Origin of the sequence: Streptomyces sp. NRRL B-24572 (assembly GCF_002156145.1) — a bacterium.
GTDB classification, from domain to species: Bacteria; Actinomycetota; Actinomycetes; order Streptomycetales; family Streptomycetaceae; genus Streptomyces; species Streptomyces vietnamensis.
This window is the reverse complement of record NZ_MWIG01000318.1, coordinates 1-18,052: the sequence shown is the minus strand read 5'-3', so window position 1 is coordinate 18,052 and position 18,052 is coordinate 1. Positions and strand designations below refer to the sequence as shown.

General features: G+C 73.0%; 19 protein-coding genes. 10 read left to right on the top strand and 9 right to left on the bottom strand.

The window, feature by feature from the left end; genetic code table 11:
• Nucleotides 1–341: DUF6271 family protein (locus CCN56_RS20050; RefSeq protein WP_256962056.1), on the bottom strand; the 341-nt coding region annotated here is incomplete at its 3' end.
• Complete coding sequence (locus CCN56_RS20045) at nt 323–1,405, bottom strand: phytanoyl-CoA dioxygenase family protein (RefSeq protein ID WP_086828695.1); 1,083 nt, start codon at nt 1,403–1,405, stop codon at nt 323–325. The genes CCN56_RS20050 and CCN56_RS20045, both read right to left, overlap by 19 nt.
• A 300-nt stretch (nt 1,406–1,705) precedes the next feature.
• On the opposite strand from CCN56_RS20045, the gene CCN56_RS20040 reads away from it, so the two are divergent.
• Nucleotides 1,706–1,936 (top strand): acetylxylan esterase, encoded by a 231-nt coding sequence (locus CCN56_RS20040; protein ID WP_041132640.1) that lies wholly within the window; start codon nt 1,706–1,708, stop codon nt 1,934–1,936.
• Between the two features lie 29 nt (nt 1,937–1,965).
• Here the strand turns inward: CCN56_RS20040 and CCN56_RS20035 are convergent, their stop codons facing one another.
• Nucleotides 1,966–2,664, bottom strand: coding sequence for a hypothetical protein (locus CCN56_RS20035; protein ID WP_143664572.1), 699 nt, complete (start codon nt 2,662–2,664; stop codon nt 1,966–1,968).
• A gap of 209 nt (nt 2,665–2,873) precedes the next feature.
• Here CCN56_RS20035 and CCN56_RS20030 point away from each other — a divergent pair, with 209 nt between their 5' ends.
• Nucleotides 2,874–3,926, top strand: coding sequence for an AI-2E family transporter (locus CCN56_RS20030; RefSeq protein WP_086828699.1), 1,053 nt, complete (start codon nt 2,874–2,876; stop codon nt 3,924–3,926).
• A gap of 108 nt (nt 3,927–4,034) precedes the next feature.
• The gene (locus CCN56_RS20025) at nt 4,035–5,684 is read left to right on the top strand and encodes a glycosyl hydrolase family 8 (RefSeq protein ID WP_086828692.1); all 1,650 of its coding nucleotides are present in this window, start codon (nt 4,035–4,037) and stop codon (nt 5,682–5,684) included.
• Here the strand turns inward: CCN56_RS20025 and CCN56_RS20020 are convergent.
• Nucleotides 5,661–7,418 (bottom strand): FAD-dependent monooxygenase, encoded by a 1,758-nt coding sequence (locus tag CCN56_RS20020; protein ID WP_086828690.1) that lies wholly within the window; start codon nt 7,416–7,418, stop codon nt 5,661–5,663. The genes CCN56_RS20025 and CCN56_RS20020 overlap by 24 nt on opposite strands.
• 284 nt (nt 7,419–7,702) lie before the next feature.
• Here CCN56_RS20020 and CCN56_RS20015 point away from each other — a divergent pair, with 284 nt between their 5' ends.
• From CCN56_RS20015 to CCN56_RS20000, 4 genes are all read left to right on the top strand, one after another.
• Nucleotides 7,703–8,422, top strand: a complete 720-nt coding sequence (locus tag CCN56_RS20015; protein ID WP_086828688.1) for a 4'-phosphopantetheinyl transferase — start codon at nt 7,703–7,705, stop codon at nt 8,420–8,422.
• A gap of 76 nt (nt 8,423–8,498) precedes the next feature.
• Complete coding sequence (locus tag CCN56_RS20010) at nt 8,499–8,999, top strand: SAM-dependent methyltransferase (protein ID WP_086828686.1); 501 nt, start codon at nt 8,499–8,501, stop codon at nt 8,997–8,999.
• Between the two features lie 58 nt (nt 9,000–9,057).
• Complete coding sequence (locus CCN56_RS20005) at nt 9,058–9,735, top strand: response regulator transcription factor (protein WP_086828684.1); 678 nt, start codon at nt 9,058–9,060, stop codon at nt 9,733–9,735.
• Nucleotides 9,732–11,168: a HAMP domain-containing sensor histidine kinase gene (locus CCN56_RS20000; RefSeq protein WP_086828682.1), complete on the top strand. Its 1,437-nt coding sequence runs from the start codon at nt 9,732–9,734 to the stop codon at nt 11,166–11,168. The genes CCN56_RS20005 and CCN56_RS20000 overlap by 4 nt, the downstream gene beginning before the upstream one ends.
• On the opposite strand, the gene CCN56_RS19995 is transcribed toward CCN56_RS20000, so the two are convergent.
• The 3 genes from CCN56_RS19995 to CCN56_RS19985 form a co-directional block, all read right to left on the bottom strand.
• Nucleotides 11,131–11,667 (bottom strand): SgcJ/EcaC family oxidoreductase, encoded by a 537-nt coding sequence (locus CCN56_RS19995; protein ID WP_086828680.1) that lies wholly within the window; start codon nt 11,665–11,667, stop codon nt 11,131–11,133. The genes CCN56_RS20000 and CCN56_RS19995 overlap by 38 nt on opposite strands.
• A gap of 128 nt (nt 11,668–11,795) precedes the next feature.
• A complete protein-coding gene (locus CCN56_RS19990; protein WP_086828679.1) occupies nt 11,796–13,190 on the bottom strand; it encodes an MFS transporter in 1,395 nt (464 codons plus the stop codon).
• Nucleotides 13,191–13,366: 176 nt separating this feature from the next.
• Nucleotides 13,367–13,762 carry a hypothetical protein gene (locus CCN56_RS19985; RefSeq protein WP_086828677.1) on the bottom strand — a complete coding sequence of 132 codons (396 nt, stop codon included), beginning with the start codon at nt 13,760–13,762 and terminating at the stop codon, nt 13,367–13,369.
• 191 nt (nt 13,763–13,953) lie between these two features.
• On the opposite strand from CCN56_RS19985, the gene CCN56_RS19980 reads away from it, so the two are divergent.
• The 3 genes from CCN56_RS19980 to CCN56_RS19970 all read left to right on the top strand — a co-directional run bounded on the left by CCN56_RS19980 (nt 13,954) and on the right by CCN56_RS19970 (nt 16,141).
• A complete protein-coding gene (locus tag CCN56_RS19980) occupies nt 13,954–15,159 on the top strand; it encodes a serine hydrolase (protein WP_086828675.1) in 1,206 nt (401 codons plus the stop codon).
• A gap of 120 nt (nt 15,160–15,279) precedes the next feature.
• Nucleotides 15,280–15,750, top strand: coding sequence for an ATP-binding protein (locus CCN56_RS19975; protein ID WP_256962055.1), 471 nt, complete (start codon nt 15,280–15,282; stop codon nt 15,748–15,750).
• A 64-nt stretch (nt 15,751–15,814) separates the two neighbouring features.
• Nucleotides 15,815–16,141, top strand: coding sequence for a plasmid stabilization protein (locus CCN56_RS19970; protein WP_086828674.1), 327 nt, complete (start codon nt 15,815–15,817; stop codon nt 16,139–16,141).
• Here the strand turns inward: CCN56_RS19970 and CCN56_RS19965 are convergent.
• Both CCN56_RS19965 and CCN56_RS19960 read right to left on the bottom strand, forming a co-directional pair.
• Nucleotides 16,135–17,526, bottom strand: a complete 1,392-nt coding sequence (locus CCN56_RS19965) for a carboxyl transferase domain-containing protein (RefSeq protein WP_086828672.1) — start codon at nt 17,524–17,526, stop codon at nt 16,135–16,137. The genes CCN56_RS19970 and CCN56_RS19965 overlap by 7 nt on opposite strands.
• 184 nt (nt 17,527–17,710) lie before the next feature.
• A partial coding sequence (locus CCN56_RS19960) for a cyclic nucleotide-binding domain-containing protein (RefSeq protein ID WP_086828670.1) occupies nt 17,711–18,052 on the bottom strand: 342 nt, incomplete at its 5' end.

The following is an 18,052-nucleotide window of genomic DNA, read 5'->3' as shown; positions in this document are numbered from 1 at the left end:
AGGAAGGCGCGGTCGGTGCAGGCGCCGTAGGACACGCGGGACGGCAGCACCAGGCCGAGCATCCGCTCCGGTTCGGCGGCGCCGGACCGGGTGATCACCCCGTGCAGGAAGGCCCGTTGCGCGGTCTCGTCGAGGTGGTGGACGACCACGCCGGGTACGCGGGGGAGCGCGGCCACCACCTGTCGGTGCCCGGCGAGTACGGGGGCCTCGGAGGAGTCCAGGATCAGCAGGTGCACCTCGACGCCGAAGTGACGGGCGCCGTGGGCGGCTTCCTCCGCGACCGCCCGGATCGTGTCGGGGCAGGCGCGGTGGGTGGGCAGGGTCAGGCAGACACGGCGCACGCCGACTCCTCGCCCGCTTCTGTCTCTGCGGCGTGCCAGGAGGTGAGTCCGAGGAGGCGGCTCCCGAGCTCGTTCAGGGAAGCCGTGGGATAGCGCTTGGACTCGTGCAGGACGGGGTCGCCGACCAGGGTGCGGTTCCAGCGCGGGGTGCGCAGGTGCCGCCAGGACTCGACGCGGGACTTCCGCAGCTTCGCGTGCTCCTCCAGGGCCGGCATCATCGACAGGTACTGGACCGCCCGCACCTGGTCGGGCGAGGTGTTGCGGGCCACGCCGTGGGCGAGGAGACCGTTCCAGATCAGCAGGTCGCCGGGGTGCAGATCGGGGCGGACGACGGGGAACTCCGTCCGGTCCACGGCGGGCCGGACGGGGTCCCGGTCGGCGGGCTGGCCGAGCTTCCACTCCTCGAACCGCCGGAAGAGCTCCGGGCAGCACTGGAAGCCGCCGGACTCCGGGCGCGTGTCGTTGAGCGCGATGATCCCCTGCACCCGCTGCGGGGGCACGCCGAGCGTGGTGTCGATGTCCCAGTGCAGCTCGATGTCGAAGCCCCGGTCGGTGGGCTCGATCAGGGCGCGGTCGCGGTTGCGCACGTTGGGCGGGTTGAGGTTGAGCCGGTCCTGGGTGACCCACAGCTCCTCGCAGTCCCACACGTCCACGAAGGCGTCGTACACCCGCTGGGACTGGCGGCTGTCCCAGAGCAGTTGGTGGTGGTACGCCTCCACGAAGCCGTACACGTGCAGCTGCTGGTCCAGTTCGGAGCGGAACGGCCGGTCCTCGTACCAGCTCTCCGGCCGGTCGGGGTCGAGGCCCTGGAAGTCCCAGGCGAAGTCGAGCAGGCGCCGCGCCGCCTCCGCCGGGATCGCCTCGCGGACGATGACGTAGCCGTACGTCTGCCAGTGGGCGAAGTCCTCCTCGGACAGCACCCGCAGCGGCCGCGACTTCTTCAGCTCCCGCAGGGTGGTCTGGGCGAGGTACGACTCGCCGTCCGCGCTGAAGTACGGCAGGTCCGAAGCCGCCCGGTGCAGGTAGGGGCGGCGGGCGGGGCGGTGCGGAGCGGGTGTCGTCACGGGGTTCCTCCAGAGGCGGTGGCCGGAGGTCAGGCGGCCACGTCGCTCAGAAGAATTGGTTTAGACCATCACTTCTGTCAAGTGGCCGCCCCGTGAGTCGAGTTAGGGCGTCGGCGGACTCGGTGGGGCGGCGGCTTTGGTCTAGACAACCATCGGCTAGCTGGCTTACTGTCCCCATGCGCGGTCCGGCCACCGAGGGATCATCAGGCGGCCTCTTCGCGGTGCCGTGGTCGACGGGGACCCCACGCCTCGACGTCCTTCCGCGCGTACACGGACACCGGTACGGCAAGGAGTGACCCCATGGAACCCATCACCGCCTGGCTCCGGGAGAAGAACCCCGGTCTCGACGGGCCGATCGACACCGACGAGGACCTCATCGAGGCGCGGCTCATCGACTCCATGGACTTCCTGGAGTTCATCGACCTCCTGGAGGAGCTCTCCGGCAGCTCCATCGACCTCCAGGAGGTCACCATCGACGACTTCCGCACCCTCGGACGCGTCCGGGAGCGCTTCCTGAGCGGCGTCAACTGACTCCGGCCCTCGGGCCGGGACGGTCACCGTCAGCGCATGCGGGGACCCAGCGTCCGTACGACCTGGGTGAGGACCTTCTCGCTCCAGTTCCGCTCCGACTGCGGGTACTCGCCGACGCCGTCCGCGGTGGACATGCCGCTCACCTCGAACTGGTACGGGCCCTCGTGGCAGGTGGGCCCGTCGGAGACGTCCGGCAGGAAGCAGCCCTCGGTGCCGAGCGAGGTGCCGAGGTCCCGGAACTCCTTCTTGTACGTGCCCTCGCCCGCCCGCTTGCGCGCGGACGCGAGGTCCTCGGCGTAGTTCTGCTTCACGAGGGCCGGATCGGCGATGGCCGTGAAGGTGACCTTGACGCTGCTGTTGTGCTCGCTCTCGTACTCGGACGGCAGCCCGAACTTGAACTCGCAGCCGCCGGCCGGGACGTCACCGGTCGTGCCGGGCGCGGACCCGGACAACGGGTTGAAGTCGATGATCGTGACCTTCACCGGCTCCCGCGCGAAGTCGGTCGCCTGCGGGAGGATCGCCCGGATCTCCGTGTCGCTCAGCACCTCGCAGGCGTTCGGCCACTGATCGAGCGGCAGCGAGCCGTTCGCGGCCGGCTGTGCGGCCAGTTTCGGGCCCGAGGGCTTCGCCGCGCCGAACTCCAGCGGCGGCGGCTCGCTGGAGCAGCCCGCGAGCACGAGGGGTGCGGCCACGGCAAGGACGAGGCACCACCGGTTCAGTCTGGACACGTCACGTTCCCCCGAGAGTGAAGACGCCGGATTCGGGGCCCATTCTGCCCGTGGGCACGGCACGGCCCCGGGGGCTTCACCGCATCGTTGTTGTGATCCTGACGACAGGCGTCCCCGAAGGTGCCGGTCGGGCGAATGCCGCGACCGGGTCGGGCGAATCCGGGGCCTCGGGCGTGGCCCGGCGGGCCGGCGGTGGTACGTCGATGGCCATGCAGCCAGGAACACCCCCGACGGTGACCCCCTTCCTCCGTACAGCCGCCGCCCACGCGTGGCGGCTGCTCGCCGTCGGCCTCCTCGTCTACGTCCTGTTCGCGGTGCTCGGGCGTTTCCACGAGATCGGTGTGGCCCTCTTCCTCGGCCTGGTGATCACCGCGCTGCTCCGGCCCGTCGCCGACCTGATCGCCCGCCTGCTGCCCCGCCCCCTCGCGGTCGCCCTCGCCCTGCTCGGCAGCATCGCGCTCGTCCTCGGGGTCCTCGCGCTGGTCGGCGAGGCGGTCGCGGGGGAGCAGACCACGCTGGTGCGCGAGTTCCGGGAGGGCGTCGGGCGGATCGAGCACTGGCTGGAGCGGCCGCCGTTCCGCCTCGACCCGGACGCGCTCTCCGGCGTGCAGTCCAAGGTCGGCGATTACCTCTCCAGCCACCGGTCCGCCCTGCTCAGTACGGCGGTGAGCGGAGCCGGCCGCGTCGTCGCCGTCCTCGCCACGCTGGCCCTCGGCCTGTTCTCCTCGGTGTTCTTCATCTATTCGGGCGACCGGCAGTGGGCCTGGTTCCAGGACCAGCTGCCCGCGTCCGTGCGCGAGCGCGTGGACATCGGCGGCCGCGCGGCCTGGCGCACCTTCACCGGCTACACGCACGGCATCGTCCTGGTCGCCGCGACGAACGCGGTGCTCGTCGGCATCGCCCTCTGGGTCCTCGGCGTCCCGCTCGCGGTGCCGCTCGCCCTCCTGGAGTTCCTCGCCGCCTTCATCCCCCTGGTCGGCTCGCCGGTCGCCCTCGCGATCGCCGCCGTCGTGGCGCTCGCGGCGAAGGGCCCGCTGGTCGCCGGGATCGTCATCGCCCTGATCGTGATCATCGGTCAGATCGAAGGGCATCTGCTGCACCCCCTCGTCATGAGCTGGGCCGTGCGGCTCCACCCGCTGGTGGTGGCCATCTCGGTGGTCGCGGGCTCGATCGCCGCGGGCATCGTGGGCGCGGTGGTGGCCGTCCCCCTCGTCTCGGTGGTCTGGTCCGTCCACACGGCGCTGCGGGCCGCGCGCACCTGACTTCCCCGCTGCACGGGGTCTTGCGCGGGGCGGGCGGCCTCTCTACTCTCCCCGCCAATGGTTAGGAACATTTCCTAACCATTGGCCATGGAGGGAAAGGGAGTTGACATGCGTCGACGAAGCGTCTCGCTTCTCGGGCTCGCGGGTCTGCTGGCGTTGCCCCTGACGGTCCTGCCGCAGGCGCAGGCCGCCGACGGCCTGGTGTCCGGCGGGAAGCCGGTGACGGCCTCGTCCGTGGAGACCTCGGCCTTCGGGCCCGGCCTCGCGGTGGACGGCAGCACGGCCACCCGCTGGGCGAGCCTGGAAGGGGTCGACCCGCAGTGGATACGGATCGACCTCGGGGCCGACCACACGATCTCCCGGGTGAAGCTCGACTGGGAGGCCGCGTACGGCAAGGCGTACCGCATCCAGACCTCCTCCGACGGGACGACCTGGACCGACGTCTACTCCACCACCGCGGGCGACGGCGCCACCGACGACCTCACGGTCTCGGGCCGCGGCCGCTACGTCCGCATGTACGGCACGGGCCGCGGCACGCCGTACGGCTACTCCCTCTGGGAGTTCGAGGTGTACGGCGCACCCACCGGCACCGGCGGGGGCGGCAGCGGACCGGCCGTCCCCTTCGGCAGCCACCTCAAGCCCTACGCCGCCGGCATCCTCAAGCCCACCGGCACGCAGTCCGCGCTCGACCAGAAGGTCGTCGACTACTACAACAGGTGGAAGGCCGCCTTCGTCCGGCAGAACTGCGGCAACGGCTGGTACCAGATCATCTCGCCCGACGCCGACCACCCGTACGTCGCCGAGGCGCAGGGCTACGGCATGGTCGTCACCGCCACCATGGCGGGCGCCGACCCGGACGCCAAGAAGATCTTCGACGGTCTCGTCAAGTGGAAGATCGACCACCCGTCCTCGGTCAACCCGAACCTCCTCGCCGCCGAACAGGACACCGCCTGCAAGAGCGTCAACGGAGGCGACGGCGCCACCGACGGCGACATGGACGTCGCCTACGGCCTGCTCCTCGCCGACAAGCAGTGGGGCAGCGCCGGCACGTACAACTACAAGGACCTCGCCCTCAAGCACATCGCCGCCATCAAGAAGGACGAGGTCAACCCCACGACCAAGCTCCTGAAGCTGGGCGACTGGAGCAGCTCGGGCGACCAGTACTACTACATCACCCGTACGTCGGACTGGATGGCCGACCACTTCCGCGCCTTCCGCGCGGCCTCGGGCGACACCACCTGGGACGCCGTGCGCAGCGCCCACCAGACGCAGATCTCCCGCCTCCAGTCCGCCTACGCCTCCGGCACCGGACTCCTGCCCGACTTCGTCGTCGACACCGACACCACGCCCAAGCCGGCCCCGGGCCAGGTCCTCGAGGACCCCAACGACGGCTCGTACTGGTGGAACGCCTGCCGTACGCCGTGGCGCATCGGCGACGACGCCGTGACCAGCGGCGACGCCACGTCCCTCGCCGCCGCCCGGAAGGTCAACGGCTGGATCAAGACGAAGACCGGCGGCGACCCGAACAGGATCGCCGTCGGCTACAAGCTCAACGGCACCCAGATCTCCTCCGGCAGCGAGGCCGCCTTCTTCGCCCCGTTCGCGGTGGCCGCGATGACCGACCCGGGCAGCCAGGCCTGGCTGGACGCCCTGTGGAACAAGATGCTGGCGACCCCGGTCGACACGAGCAGCTACTTCTCGGCCAGCATCCAGCTCCAGGTGATGATCACGGCCTCAGGCAACCACTGGGTCCCGTAGCGGGGTGTCCCGCCGCACGGACAGGGCCCTGAGATACGCACTCAGGGCGGCGGCGGTACCCGCGAGCGGGAAACGGGCACCGAGCTGCCCGTCGGGACGGACGAGGAAACCGGTCGCGCCGTCGGGGAGGTAGAGACGCCCGAACTCCCCGGCGGCGTCGCGGTAGACGGGCACGGACGGGACCGCGGGCGCGGCGGCCCGGGCTCCCGCCCCGGCGGCGGCGTCGGCAGCCGTGACCGCGCCGGGGCCCTCGTCCCCACCGACGCTCTCGTCCCCGCCGGCCGTCTCGTCCGCGTCGGCCGCGAGGATCGCGACGGCAGGGAGGCCGCCGACCGCCCGTGCCGCCGCGGCGGCCCCGGCCAGTTCGGCCCCGTTCGACCCGTACAGCAGCACCATGTGCCCCGGGCGCCCCCGCAGCACGTCGAGAAGCCGCAGCGGATAGGCGGCGATCGGCGTGGTCAGGCCCGCGCAGTCCGGGGCCCGGTCGCCCGGCTGGGGTGCACCCTCCGGACCGTACGGAGCCGCCGAGAGCGGACCGCCCCGGTAGTTCACGAGCAGTTGAGCCTCGCGCAGGAGCAGCGTCCGCCGGTCCTCGGGGTCGGCGTCGATCCCCCGTACGGCGTGCCGCACGGTCCGGCCGACGACCTCCTCGCCGACCGGACGGCGCTCGGCGTCGTACGTGTCGAGCAGCGCGGGCCCCGCCTCGCCCCGCACCACGAGCGCGAGCTTCCAGGCCAGGTTGCAGGCGTCCTGCACACCCGTGTTCATGCCCTGGGCGCCGGTGGGCGGATGGATGTGCGCCGCGTCGCCCGCCACGAAGACCCGGCCCCGGCCGTAGTGGTCGACGATGCGGTGGCTGATGCGGAAGACCGACGACCAGCGCAGTCCCGAAAGCCGTGCCGGGCGCGGCGCGAGACGGTCGACGACGGCCTGGAGGTCGGCCAGCCCGGGCACCCGGCCGCTCTGCGGGCCGTGCGCCACCCCGTCCGGCGCGGCCGCGCCCCGGGCCGCGGAGAATCCCGCCGGGAGCTTCATCGACATCCGGTAGCGCCCCGCCCCCGGCAGCGGGATGCACACCAGCACGTCGCCCGTGGAACCGTCGGCCGCCCGCCGACCGGAACGGATGCCGTAACCATGGGGCAGGTCCCAGTCGGCCACGACGTCGCCGAGCATGTACTCCTCCTGGAACGCGCCGCCCTCGTACGAAAGGCCCAGGGTCTTCCGGACGACGCTGTGCGCGCCGTCGCAGCCGATCAGGTACGGGACCCGCAGCTCCTCGTCGGCGCCGGACGCCGTGCGCAGCCGCGCGGTGACCCCGTCCCGGTCCTGGGTGAACGACACCAGTTCCGTGCCGCGTTCGACCACCGTCCCCAGGCGGGCGACGTACTGTTCGAGGAGCCGCTCCGTCTCGTACTGCGGCAGCGCGGCGAAGCCGTACGGCACCTCGGGAGGCATCGCGAGCTCGATGCGGCCCTCCTCGCGGCCGTCGACGTAGGTCAGCTGGCCGCGCAGCGGCACGGCGGCCTCCAGGACGGCCCGGACCAGGCCCATCCGGTCCCAGAGCTCCAGGGTGCGCGGCTGGATCCCGACGGCCTTGGCGTACGGGAGCCGGGCGGGCAGCCGGTCGACGAGCCGGCAGTGCACGCCGTGCCGGCGCAGCTCGGCGGCCGCGCTCAGGCCGACCGGGCCCGCGCCCACGATCAGGACGTCGGTGGTGGTGGTCCGGTGCGCCATGCGTGCCTCCCTAGTGCCTGTCGCCAAATTCCCGTCGTCGCCCGAGGGGCGGCCCCGCGGCGAGAGTGCGTGCCAGGCGTCTCGGGGCAGGCGGGAATTCGACGACGGGCCCGAGGGCCTGTCAGGTTCCCGTACGCCATCGTCACCCGGGTTCGCGGGGGCGGCGAGCGGTACGGCCATCCGGCCCAGGGCCGTCCGGCGGACGGTACGGCCGTCCGGGCCGGTACTGTCGCGGCCATGCCCGAACTGATCACTCCTGCCGGGGACACCGGGGAGCGCGCCGGATGATCGCGGAACTGCTTCCGGACGCCGTCGCCTCCGCCTGGCGGCTCGACGACACGGAGCCCGTCACGCTCTTCCCCGAGGAGGCCGCCGTCGTCGCGCGCGCCATCGCCGGGCGGCAACGGGAGTTCGCCACCGTACGGCTGTGCGCACGGCTCGCGCTGCGCCGCCTCGGCCTGCCCGGGACACCCCTCACCCCGGGCCTGCGCGGAGAGCCGCGCTGGCCGCACGGGGTGGCCGGAAGCATGACGCACTGTCCGGGATACCGGGCCGCCGCCCTGGCCAGGACCACGGACGTCCTGTCGCTCGGCATCGACGCAGAACCGGCCGCCCCGCTGCCCGAAGGGGTCCTGGAGGGAGTGTCGCTGCCCCGGGAACGCCGCCACCTGCGGGCGCTGGCCGAACGCGCGCCGGGCGTCCCCTGGGACCGGCTGCTGTTCAGCGCCAAGGAGAGCGTCTTCAAGACCTGGTACCCCCTGACACGGACCGACCTCGTGTTCGAGGAGGCCTCGCTCGACTTCGAGCCGGACCCGGACACGGCGGGCGCGGCACCGGACACGGCAGGCGCGGCACCGGACGACACGCGGGCCCACACGGGCACGTTCACCGCCCGGCTCCTCGTCCCCGGCCCGGTGATCGGCCACACTCGGCGGGACCACTTCACCGGACGCTGGCTGGTGCGCGAAGGGCTGGTGCTCACCGCGATCGTCCTGCCCCGGTAGCCGCCGTGAAGGGGTACCGTGCCGGGGCCCGCCCCGCCGGGGGCGCGGCCACGGCCACGAGAGGACGAGGAACCCGATGGCGCAGGAGCACACGGAGCACACGGAGCACACCCCGGCCACGATCGTCGCGCACCCGGTGGGTCATGTCGTCGGCGGTCGGGGCGAGGTGCGGGACGACGAGTGGGGGGACGTCGAGTCGGTCGTCCGCCTCGACGCGGAGGCCTTCGGCCCCGAGGCGCTGGCCGGTCTGGACGCCTTCTCGCACCTGGAGATCGTCTACCACTTCGACCGGGTGAGCCCCGACGCCGTCGAGACCGGCGCCCGGCACCCGCGCGGCAACGAGGAGTGGCCGCTGGTCGGGATCTTCGCCCAGCGCGGCAAGAACCGCCCCAACCGCCTCGGCGTCTCCCGCTGCCGCCTGATCCGTACGGAAGGACTCGACCTCCATGTCCGGGGCCTGGACGCGGTCGACGGCACTCCGGTCCTCGACATCAAGCCGTACATGACGGAGTTCGGCCCCCAGGGACCGACCACGCAGCCCGCCTGGGCCGACGAGATCATGCGCCACTACTACTGAACCGGGGGCCGCCTCCCGGTGGTGAACCGACGTACGGAACCCGAACTAGGGTTGCCCCGTGCGTGTACTCCTTGTGGAAGACGACGAGCCGGTCGCGGAGTCCCTGCGGCGCGGGCTGCTGCGCTACGGCTTCGAGGTGGAGTGGGTCACCACGGGGACGGCGGGGCTCGCCGTCACCACCCCGTACGACCTGGTCCTGCTCGATCTCGGCCTGCCCGACACCGACGGGCTCGACGTCTGCCGGGCGCTGCGGCGGCGCGGTGACGTGCCGATCATCGTGATCAGCGCCCGCAGCGACGAGACCGACCGGGTCGTCGGCCTGGAGATCGGCGCCGACGACTACGTCTCCAAGCCCTTCGGGGTCCGCGAGGTCATCGCCCGGATCCGGGCCGTGATGCGCCGCGTCCGGCCGGCGGAGCAGCCCGCGGGACCCCAGCGGTACGGTGCCCGGCTGAGCGTCGACCGCAAGGCGGCGCGGGTGTGGCTGGACGACGCCGAAGTGGCGCTCACGCCCAAGGAGTACGACCTGCTCGCGTTCCTCACGGAGGAGCCGGGCGCCCTGATGTCCCGCGAGCAGATCATGGAAGCCGTCTGGGACGCCAACTGGTTCGGCCCGACCAAGACCCTCGACGTCCACGTGGCGGCGCTGCGGCGCAAGCTCGCCGGGGCCGTGACCGTCGAGGCGGTCCGCGGCGTGGGCTTCCGCCTGGTCGTGGAGCCCGTGGGCCGCCCGTGATCAGACGCCTCATCGTCAGCTACGTGCTCCTCGTCGCGGTGGCGCTCGCCGCCTTCACCGTGCCGGTCGCGTTCACGCTCACCGCCCAACTGCGCGGCGACACCGAGGAGTCCGTACGCCGCGAGGCCACCACGATGGCGCTGCTCCTCGGGGACGGCGACGCGCCCGCCCGGCAGGCGCTCGCCCGGATGGCCGGGGCGTACGCGGACGAGACGCCCGGGACCGTGGAGGTGGTGGCCGCCGACGGCCGGAGCGCCATGGAGCCGCTGCCCCTGCCGGCGCACCCGGACGACCCGGCGTTCGGTGCGGCGCTTGCGCGCGGCAGGACCACCGTCGACTGGGGGTCCCGGCTCGTCTGGGGACCCGAACTGGTCGTCACCGTACCCGTGTACGCGCGCCGCGGGGCGGGGGAGCCGGAACGCATCGTCGGCGCCGTCCGCATCCGGTACGCCACCGCGGACCTGAGCGACCGGCTGTGGCGGATCTGGGGCTTCCGGGCGATCCTCGCGATCGGCGTGCTCGCGGTCGCCGCCGGACTCGGCGCGATCGTCGCCCGGCTGCTCACCAAGCCGCTGCGCCAGCTCAACGACATGGCCAGCCGGTTCGGCGACGGCGACCTCACCGCCCGCTCGCCGGTCACGGGACCGCAGGAGACGCAGACCCTGGCCCGCACCCTCAACCAGGGCGCCGAACGCCTCGACACCCTCGTCGCCTCGCAGCGCATCTTCGTCGCGGACGCCTCGCACCAGCTGCGGACCCCGCTGACGGCGCTGCGCCTCTCGCTCGACAACATCGCGGACGGCGTCGACGACGAGTTCGTCCGCGAGGACGTCGACCAGGCCACCGCCGAGGTCGTACGGATGAGCCGTCTGGTCAGCGGGCTGCTCGTGCTCGCCCGTGCCGAGGCCAAGGTGTCCGCGCCCGAACCGCTGGCGCTGCGCGAGCTGGTCGAGGAACGCCTTAAGGTCTGGCGCCCGGCCGCCGACGAACGCGGGGTGACCATCGTCCTCACCGGCGGCGCCGAGGACCTCCCCCGGGTGCTCGCCGGGCCCGGCAACCTCGACCAGGTCCTCGACAACGTGCTCTCCAACGCCCTGGAGGTCTCCCCGGACCGGGGGACGATCACGGTGCGGATGGAGACGGGCGGCCCGGAGGAGGCGGTCCTTGAGGTCCTCGACCAGGGCCCCGGCATGTCCGCCGCCGAACAGGCCCGTGCCTTCGACCGGTTCTGGCGCGGCCAGGGACTGACCGGGCGCTCGGGCTCCGGCCTCGGGCTCGCCATCGTGAAGCAGCTGGTCACGGACGACGGCGGGGCGGTGGCACTGCGGGACGCGCCCGGCGGCGGACTGTGCGTGCGGATCGTGCTGCGGACCGCGGCCGAGGGACCCCGGTGGATCAGCCCTCGGCCGGGAGCACCGAGGAGTGGTGGTTGACGATCAGCCACCTGCCGTCGCGCTTCTCGTACACATAGGTGTAGCGCGCGTCGACCGGCTTGGTGACACCGGTCTTCGGGTCGGTGAGGTGGAAGCGGTAGAGACCGGCGTCGATCGCCGAGTCGGAGTCCAGGATGTTGATCTCCGTGCGGATCTTCTCGCCCCTCGGCTTCTTCTGCAGGAAGTGCGCGAAGTAGTCGGCTATCCCCGCGTGGTCGGTGCGGATCCGCGGGGAGGCCGTCGGCAGCAGGACGGCGTCCTCGGCGTACAGTTCGGTGACCCGCTCCGGGTCGCCGGAGCGCAGCGCCGCGTTCCACCGGTCGAACAGGCCGGCGATCTCCCGCTCGGCGGCCTTGGTCCGTCGGTTCTCGCCGGCCCCGACCTGCCGGTGGCCCTTCTCGTCGGCCTGTGCCACGCCGACCCCGGCGACGAGGGTGCCGAGGGCTGCCACGGCGAGACCGCCGGCGAGGACGGAGCGGTTGCGGGACGTGCGCTTCATCAGGGCTCCTGCTACGAGTGAACGTGCCCCGAACGCCGGTGCGTTCGGGTGCTGCCACTCTCGCCGCGCGCGATGCAGCACCCGTACAGCGGACGTCAAGCGCCCGGCCAAGACTCGGGAAAGACGCCCTATCGGCGTCGGGTCCCCGCCGTGCGCGCCACGACGAGGAGGAAGAGCCCGCACGCCGACACGATCAGCCATCCCGGACGGGTCGCGGCGGCGAGAGCGGCCGGTCCGGAGCCCGCGACGAGGCCGCCGGCGACGGCGATGCCGACCGCCACGCCGACCTGGCGCGAGGTGGACGTGATCGCCCCGGCCACCCCGGCCCGGGACGGCGGCAGACCGCCGACCGCCGTGTTGGTCAGGGGTGCGTTGGCGAAGCCGAAGCCGATGCCGATGAGCAGGAAGGCGAGCAGGATCAGCGACATGCTCGTGTCCCCGTCCAGGCCCACCAGGCACAGGCCGCCGGTGGTGGTGAACCCGCCCGCGAGGAGCAGCGGCCGCCGTGGCCCGACGCGGCCCACCAGGACGCCGGACCAGGGCGCGCACAGCGTGGCCCCGAGCGCCATGGGCAGCGTCGCGGCGCCGGCCGCGAGCGGCGTCAGACCACGGGCCTGCTGGAGGTAGAGGGTGCTGAGCAGCAGGGTCACGTTGAGGGCGACGAAGACCGCCGTCGCGCCGAGCACCGCCGTGACGAACGGCGGCCGGCGGAACAGGCCGAGGTCCATCAGGGGTTCCTCGCGCCGGAGTTCGACCCGGACGAAGCCGGCCGTGGCCGCCGCCGTCAGCGCGTAACCGGTGAGGGCGACGGGCGACGTCCAGCCGATGCGGGGGCCTTCGATGAGGAGGCCGACGGTCAGGCAGAGCATCACGGTGAGGAGCACCTGCCCGGGCAGGTCGAGGCGACGGGCGCGCTCCCCACGGGACTCCGGCACGAACAGGGCGACCAGGACCAGGGCGAGGACCACCACCGGCGCGTTGATCCAGAACACCGAGCGCCAGCCGAACGCGGCGATGAGCGCCCCGCCGGTGACCGGGCCCGCCGCCATGCTCAGCCCGAAGACCGAGGCCCACACCCCTATCGCCCGTGCCCGTTCTCGCGGGTCGGGCATCGCGTTCACCACGATCGCCAGGGCCACCGGACTCAGCATCGACGCCCCGATCCCCTGGACGGCCCTGGCGGCGACGAGCACACCGAGCGACGGGGCGAGGGCGCACACGAGGGAGGCGAGTCCGAAGACGAGCAGCCCGCACCGGAAGACCCGGCGGCGCCCGAGACGGTCGGCGAGGGCGCCGGAGACGATGAGCAGACTGGCCATCACCACGGTGTAGGCGTCGACGACCCATTCGAGCCCGCGGGTGCCCACGTCGAGGCCCCGCCCGATCTCGGGCAGTCCCACGTTGACGATGGTGGCGTCGACGCCCACCAGGAACATGCTGAGCGCGCAGACCGCGAGGACCGTCCAGCGGCGGCGCGCGCTCAGCGGGGCGGGTGGCGGAGCGGTCCGGGATGTGGTGAGCACGTGAGTTCCCCCTTCGACGAGCCGGACGCTGACGCTGCCCAGACTCGGACCGGGGGGAGGGGAGTGGCAAAGAATTTTGCGAAGACCGCAAAAAGGTGCCGCAAAAAGGTGCCGCAAAAAGGTGCCGCGAAGAGGTGCCGCAAAAGGCGCGGCGAAAAGGCGCGGCGAAAAGACGCTCAGGCGGAGGTGAAGAGGTCTCCGGGGGCGTCGTCGAGGACGAAGCCGTTGTCGAAGCGGACGCGGACCGTCAGACGGAGCTTGCGTTCCTGGTACGCGGTCCACGCGGGTTCCAGGGAGCCGACCTGCTCCTGCAGTTGCCGCCTGCTGCCCGGGGGCATCTGGTGACCGAAGTCGTCCAGGAGGGACTTGAGCCGCTCGTACTCGCGGACCTCCTGGCTCTGCGGCCGGTCCTCGTCCACCCGCTCGACGGTGCCCTCGACGCCGGCCGCGAGCGCGAGGAACCCGGCCCCGGCCCCAGTCCCGGCCCCGGAGGCGTCCTCGCCGTCCGGGACGACCTGCCCAAGCCGGAGATCCACCGCCAGCTTCACCCGTCGGCCCTCGTTCAGCGTCATCGTTCCTTCGTCTCCAGGTAGTCGGGGTGTCATTCTCCGGCATCCGGCCCCTGCGGCCGTCCCGGTTACCCGCGTGGCCCCGTACGGGTGGACTCGCCGCGCACGCACCGGAAGGGAGGGCCGTCGCGTCGGCCCCCGGTGGTGATGTGGCCCTCCCGAAGCTCTCGTGACCCGGAAGAGGCGCCCCCGACATGCGACGTACCCCCTCCCGACGGCTGTTCGCCGCGACGCTGCTCGTGGCGTCCGTCCTCGCGCCGGTGACGGCGACGCCCGCCGCCGCCGTCCACGCCGTGGGCACCGCCGCCGCCGGCATGCACGGCGAGGACGACTGCCCGCCGGGCGGATTCGGCCCCGAGCTGACCGCCCGGCTCGACAAGGCCGTCGAGGACGTACGCAGGCAGGCCGGCATCCCCGGTGTCGCCGTCGGCCTCTGGATGCCGGGCAGGGGCAGCTACGTCCACGCGACCGGCGTCGCCGACAAGGTCACCGGCGAACCGATGTCCACCGACGGCTTCATCCGCATCGGCAGCGAGACCAAGACCTTCACGGTCACCGCGCTCCTGAAGCTCGTCGACGACCACCGGATCCGTCTGGACGACCCCATCGCCCGCTACATCCACGGAGTGCCGAACGGGCACCGGATCACCCTGCGCCACCTCGCCGAGATGCGCAGCGGCCTCTTCCCGTACACCTCCGACCCGGGCTTCATCCACGACCTGTACACCGACCCGCAGCGCTCCTTCACCCCCGAGGAGCTGCTCGCCTACGGCTTCAAGCACAAGAACACCTTCCGGCCGGGCGCGAAGTTCGAGTACTCGAACAGCAACCTGGTCCTGCTCGGCCTCGTGGTCGAGAAGGTCAGCGGCCGGCCCCTCCAGGAGTTCCTCCGCAACCGCGTGCTCCGTCCCGCCCACCTGCGCCACACCTTCCTCCCGACCGGGGCCGAGTTCCCCGAGCCGCACCCCCGCGGCTACACCCTCCAGCTCGACAACACGGTCGTGGACAGCACGGACTGGAACCCCAGCTGGGCCTGGTCGGCCGGGGCGATGATCTCGACCCAGCACGACCTGCGCCGCTGGGCGAAGATCCTCGCCACCGGGGAGCTCCTCAGCCCCGAGACGCAGGCCCAGCGGCTCAAGACGCTGCCGACGGGTCACCCCGGCCTCGGCTACGGCCTCGGCATCTTCGACGCCAACGGCTGGATCGGGCACAACGGCTCGCTGCCGGGGTACGAGACGGTGACCGTCTACCTGCCCGAGCGGGACGCCACGCTCGTCCTCATGCTCAACACGGACACCAGCAGCCAGGGCCAGGAGCCGTCCACGCTGGTTGCCCGTGCGATCACCGCGATCGTCACCCCGGACCACGTCTACGACCGTGCGATCCAGCCCCGCTAGGGCCTGTCCGGCGGATCGGGGCCGGCCGGACCGGCCCGGGCCCCGGCGCCCTCCCCCTTCGGCCCTCGGCTTCGCTCTTTGTGGCCACCTGGCCGAAACTGGTGGGGAGGAGGTGGGCGAGTGGGAGGCGGTGACGACGGCGATGCCGGTCCCCCGCACCAGGTCCGCAGGCTCGTGCTGCACGGGACGCGCGGGGTCGTCTCGCGCTGCCGGGAGTTCACGGCCGAGGCGCTGGCCGACTGGGGGTGGATCCCGGCGGACAGCGAGGAGGCGGAGGAGCGGGTCGAGGACGTCCTGCTCCTCGTGTCGGAGGTCGTCACCAACGCCTGTCTGCACGCCGGAGGCCCCGAGGAGTTCGTCCTGCGGCACGGGGACGGGCGGCTGCGCGTGGAGGTGTCCGATGCCAGCCCGGAGCATCCGCGCGTGCGGGTCCCCCGGTCCCCCGCAGTGCCCGGCGGGCACGGCCTGATGGTCCTGGACCGGCTGGCCGGCGACTGGGGGAGCCGGGACAAGGGTCCGGGGGCCGTGGGCAAGGTGGTGTGGCTGGAGGTCGGCCGCCCGTCCGGAAGGGGGACGGGCCGCCCGGAATAGATCCCGCCGGGGCGGGCAGCAGCCGCACAGGGGGTGGTCGTTTCCGGACGGAGAGGAGCGGATCATGCCGCGCGGATCGAACGCCAAGCGGGAGCGGCAGTACGAGCACATCAAGGAGAGCGCGCTGGACCGGGGCGAGAGCGAGAAGCGCGCCGAGGAGATCGCCGCGCGCACGGTGAACAAGGAGCGGGCGCGGTCCGGTGAGTCGAAGACGGCGAGCAAGAGCTCGACGCAGGACATGTCCTCCTCGCGCCGCGGCGGCAAGCGCTCGCACAGCGGCTCGGAGGGTCCGACGTACGACCAGTTGTACGCCGAGGCGCAGCGCCGCAACGTCCACGGCCGTTCCTCGATGGACAAGGCCGAACTGAAGCGGGCCCTGGGCGGTCAGTGAGAACCCGGGGGCCCGTCCGGCGGATCGGGGTCGGACAGGCCCCGGGCCGCTCCTTCCACGACGCCCCGGACGACGCCCAGGTCCACCAGGTCCCGGGGGCGCAGGCGCAGTTGGTCGGCGGTGGTCGCCGACTCCTCGGGGGCGCGCTTGAGGATGGCGGTGGCGGCCTCGGGCGCGATGACGGAGAAGTAGCTGTCCGGCGTGGCCCAGGTGTTGCCGGGGGCGGCGAGGGCGAGGGCGCCGCCCGAACCTCCCTCGCCGATGAGCAGTGAGGTGAGCGGGGTGCGGGCGGAGGCGACGGCGGCGAACAGGTCGGCGATCGCGGTCCCCGCGCCCGCGCGTTCCGCCGCCGGGTCGTTCGCCGCGCCGGGGGTGTCGATCAGCGTGAGCACCGGGATCCCGAGCCGGTCGGCCAGACGTACGAGCCGGGCGGCCGTGCGGAAGCCGGCCGGGCGGGTCGCGGTGCCGCACTGGGCCGCGTAGGCGACGGTACGGCCGTCGGGGAGCCGCCCGAAGCCGCACCGCATGCCCGGGTCGACGCCCCCGCAGCGGTCGCCGGAGATCTCCTCGCGCAGGGTGAAGTGGGCGTCGAGGTACGCGGCGGCCCGGGGCCGGTCCGGGTGCCTGGCCCGCGCCACCGCCTCCCGGCCGCTGGCGGCGGGCGGCGCCTCCGTGGCGCCGAGCGCGTACGGCGGCGCGACCGGGCCCTCGGCGGGGTGGACGAGCAGCGAGAGCCAGCGCCCGAGGGTCTCGCGCAGCGCGCCGTGCGGCACGATCGCGTCGAGGTGACCGTGGGCGAGCTGCGCCTCCGCGGTGTACGCGGCCGGGTCCGCGTCCGGTGGCCGTACGCGGGAGCCCGCGAAGCCGACCTGGGCGCCGGGCAGGGCGAGGACGACATCGGAGCCGGCACCGAGCGTGGCCCAGCCGCCGCCCGTCGTCGGATCCCGGAGCACGGCGATCTGCGGCAGTCCGGCGGCCCGGGTGAGCTCCGACTCGCGTGCCAGGTACTGGAGTTGGAGGAGGGCGCGCATCCCCTCGTGCATCCGGCTGCCGCCGGTGGCCGGCAGGACGACCACGGGGAGGCCTCGTTCCCGGGCCAGGGCGTGGGCGGCGGCGGCCCGCGCGCCGGTCCGCTCCCCGAGGGACCCGCCGAGGAACCGGAACTCGAAGGAGACCAGTACCGCCGTCACCCCGCCCACCGTGCCCGTGCCGCAGACCACCGACTCGGTCTCGCCGGTGCGGTCGGCGGCACGCGCGTGCGCGGCCGCGTAGCCGGGCCAGCCGATCGGCCCGTCACCGGTCAAAGGGCCTTCGGCGAAGGGGAGCTCGCTGAAGTCGTCGGCGACGAGGGCGATCGCCTCGCGTGCCGTCGTCGGGTCGCTCATGCGGGCCTCGCCGCTCCTCGCCGGAGTGTGCGTACGTGACGGTGCGGTGCTCGGGCGCGTACGGGATCGTGCCGTGCCGCACCCCACCGTACCGCCCGGTAGCCGTGGGCCGCGCGGGACGAGGGCCGGGCTGCGGTCGAGCCGCCGGCGCCCGGCACGGTGCCGGGCGGGCCCACGGTGCCGGTCAGGCCAGGATGCCGCTCCCGTGCGGGGCGTACAGGTCGAGCAGCCGGACCCGGGTCACATGGAGGCGGTGGGCCAGGATCGACCCCACCCAGAAGATGACCGACGCACCGAACTCCGGGTCCGAGTGGCACATCGACCGGACGGCCGGGGCGTCGAACTCGTACGCCCGCACCGGCGTCATCGCCTCGGCCCCCGACTGGCACAGATACGGGGGGAACAGCCAGGAGAGCCCGACCAGCTCCCCGTGGCGCAGGGTCTCGATCACGGGCGCCCCCCGGCCCGGCACCTTCGCGTCGAGGGTCACCGCCCCCGTCTTGACGATCCAGAACCGATCGGCGTG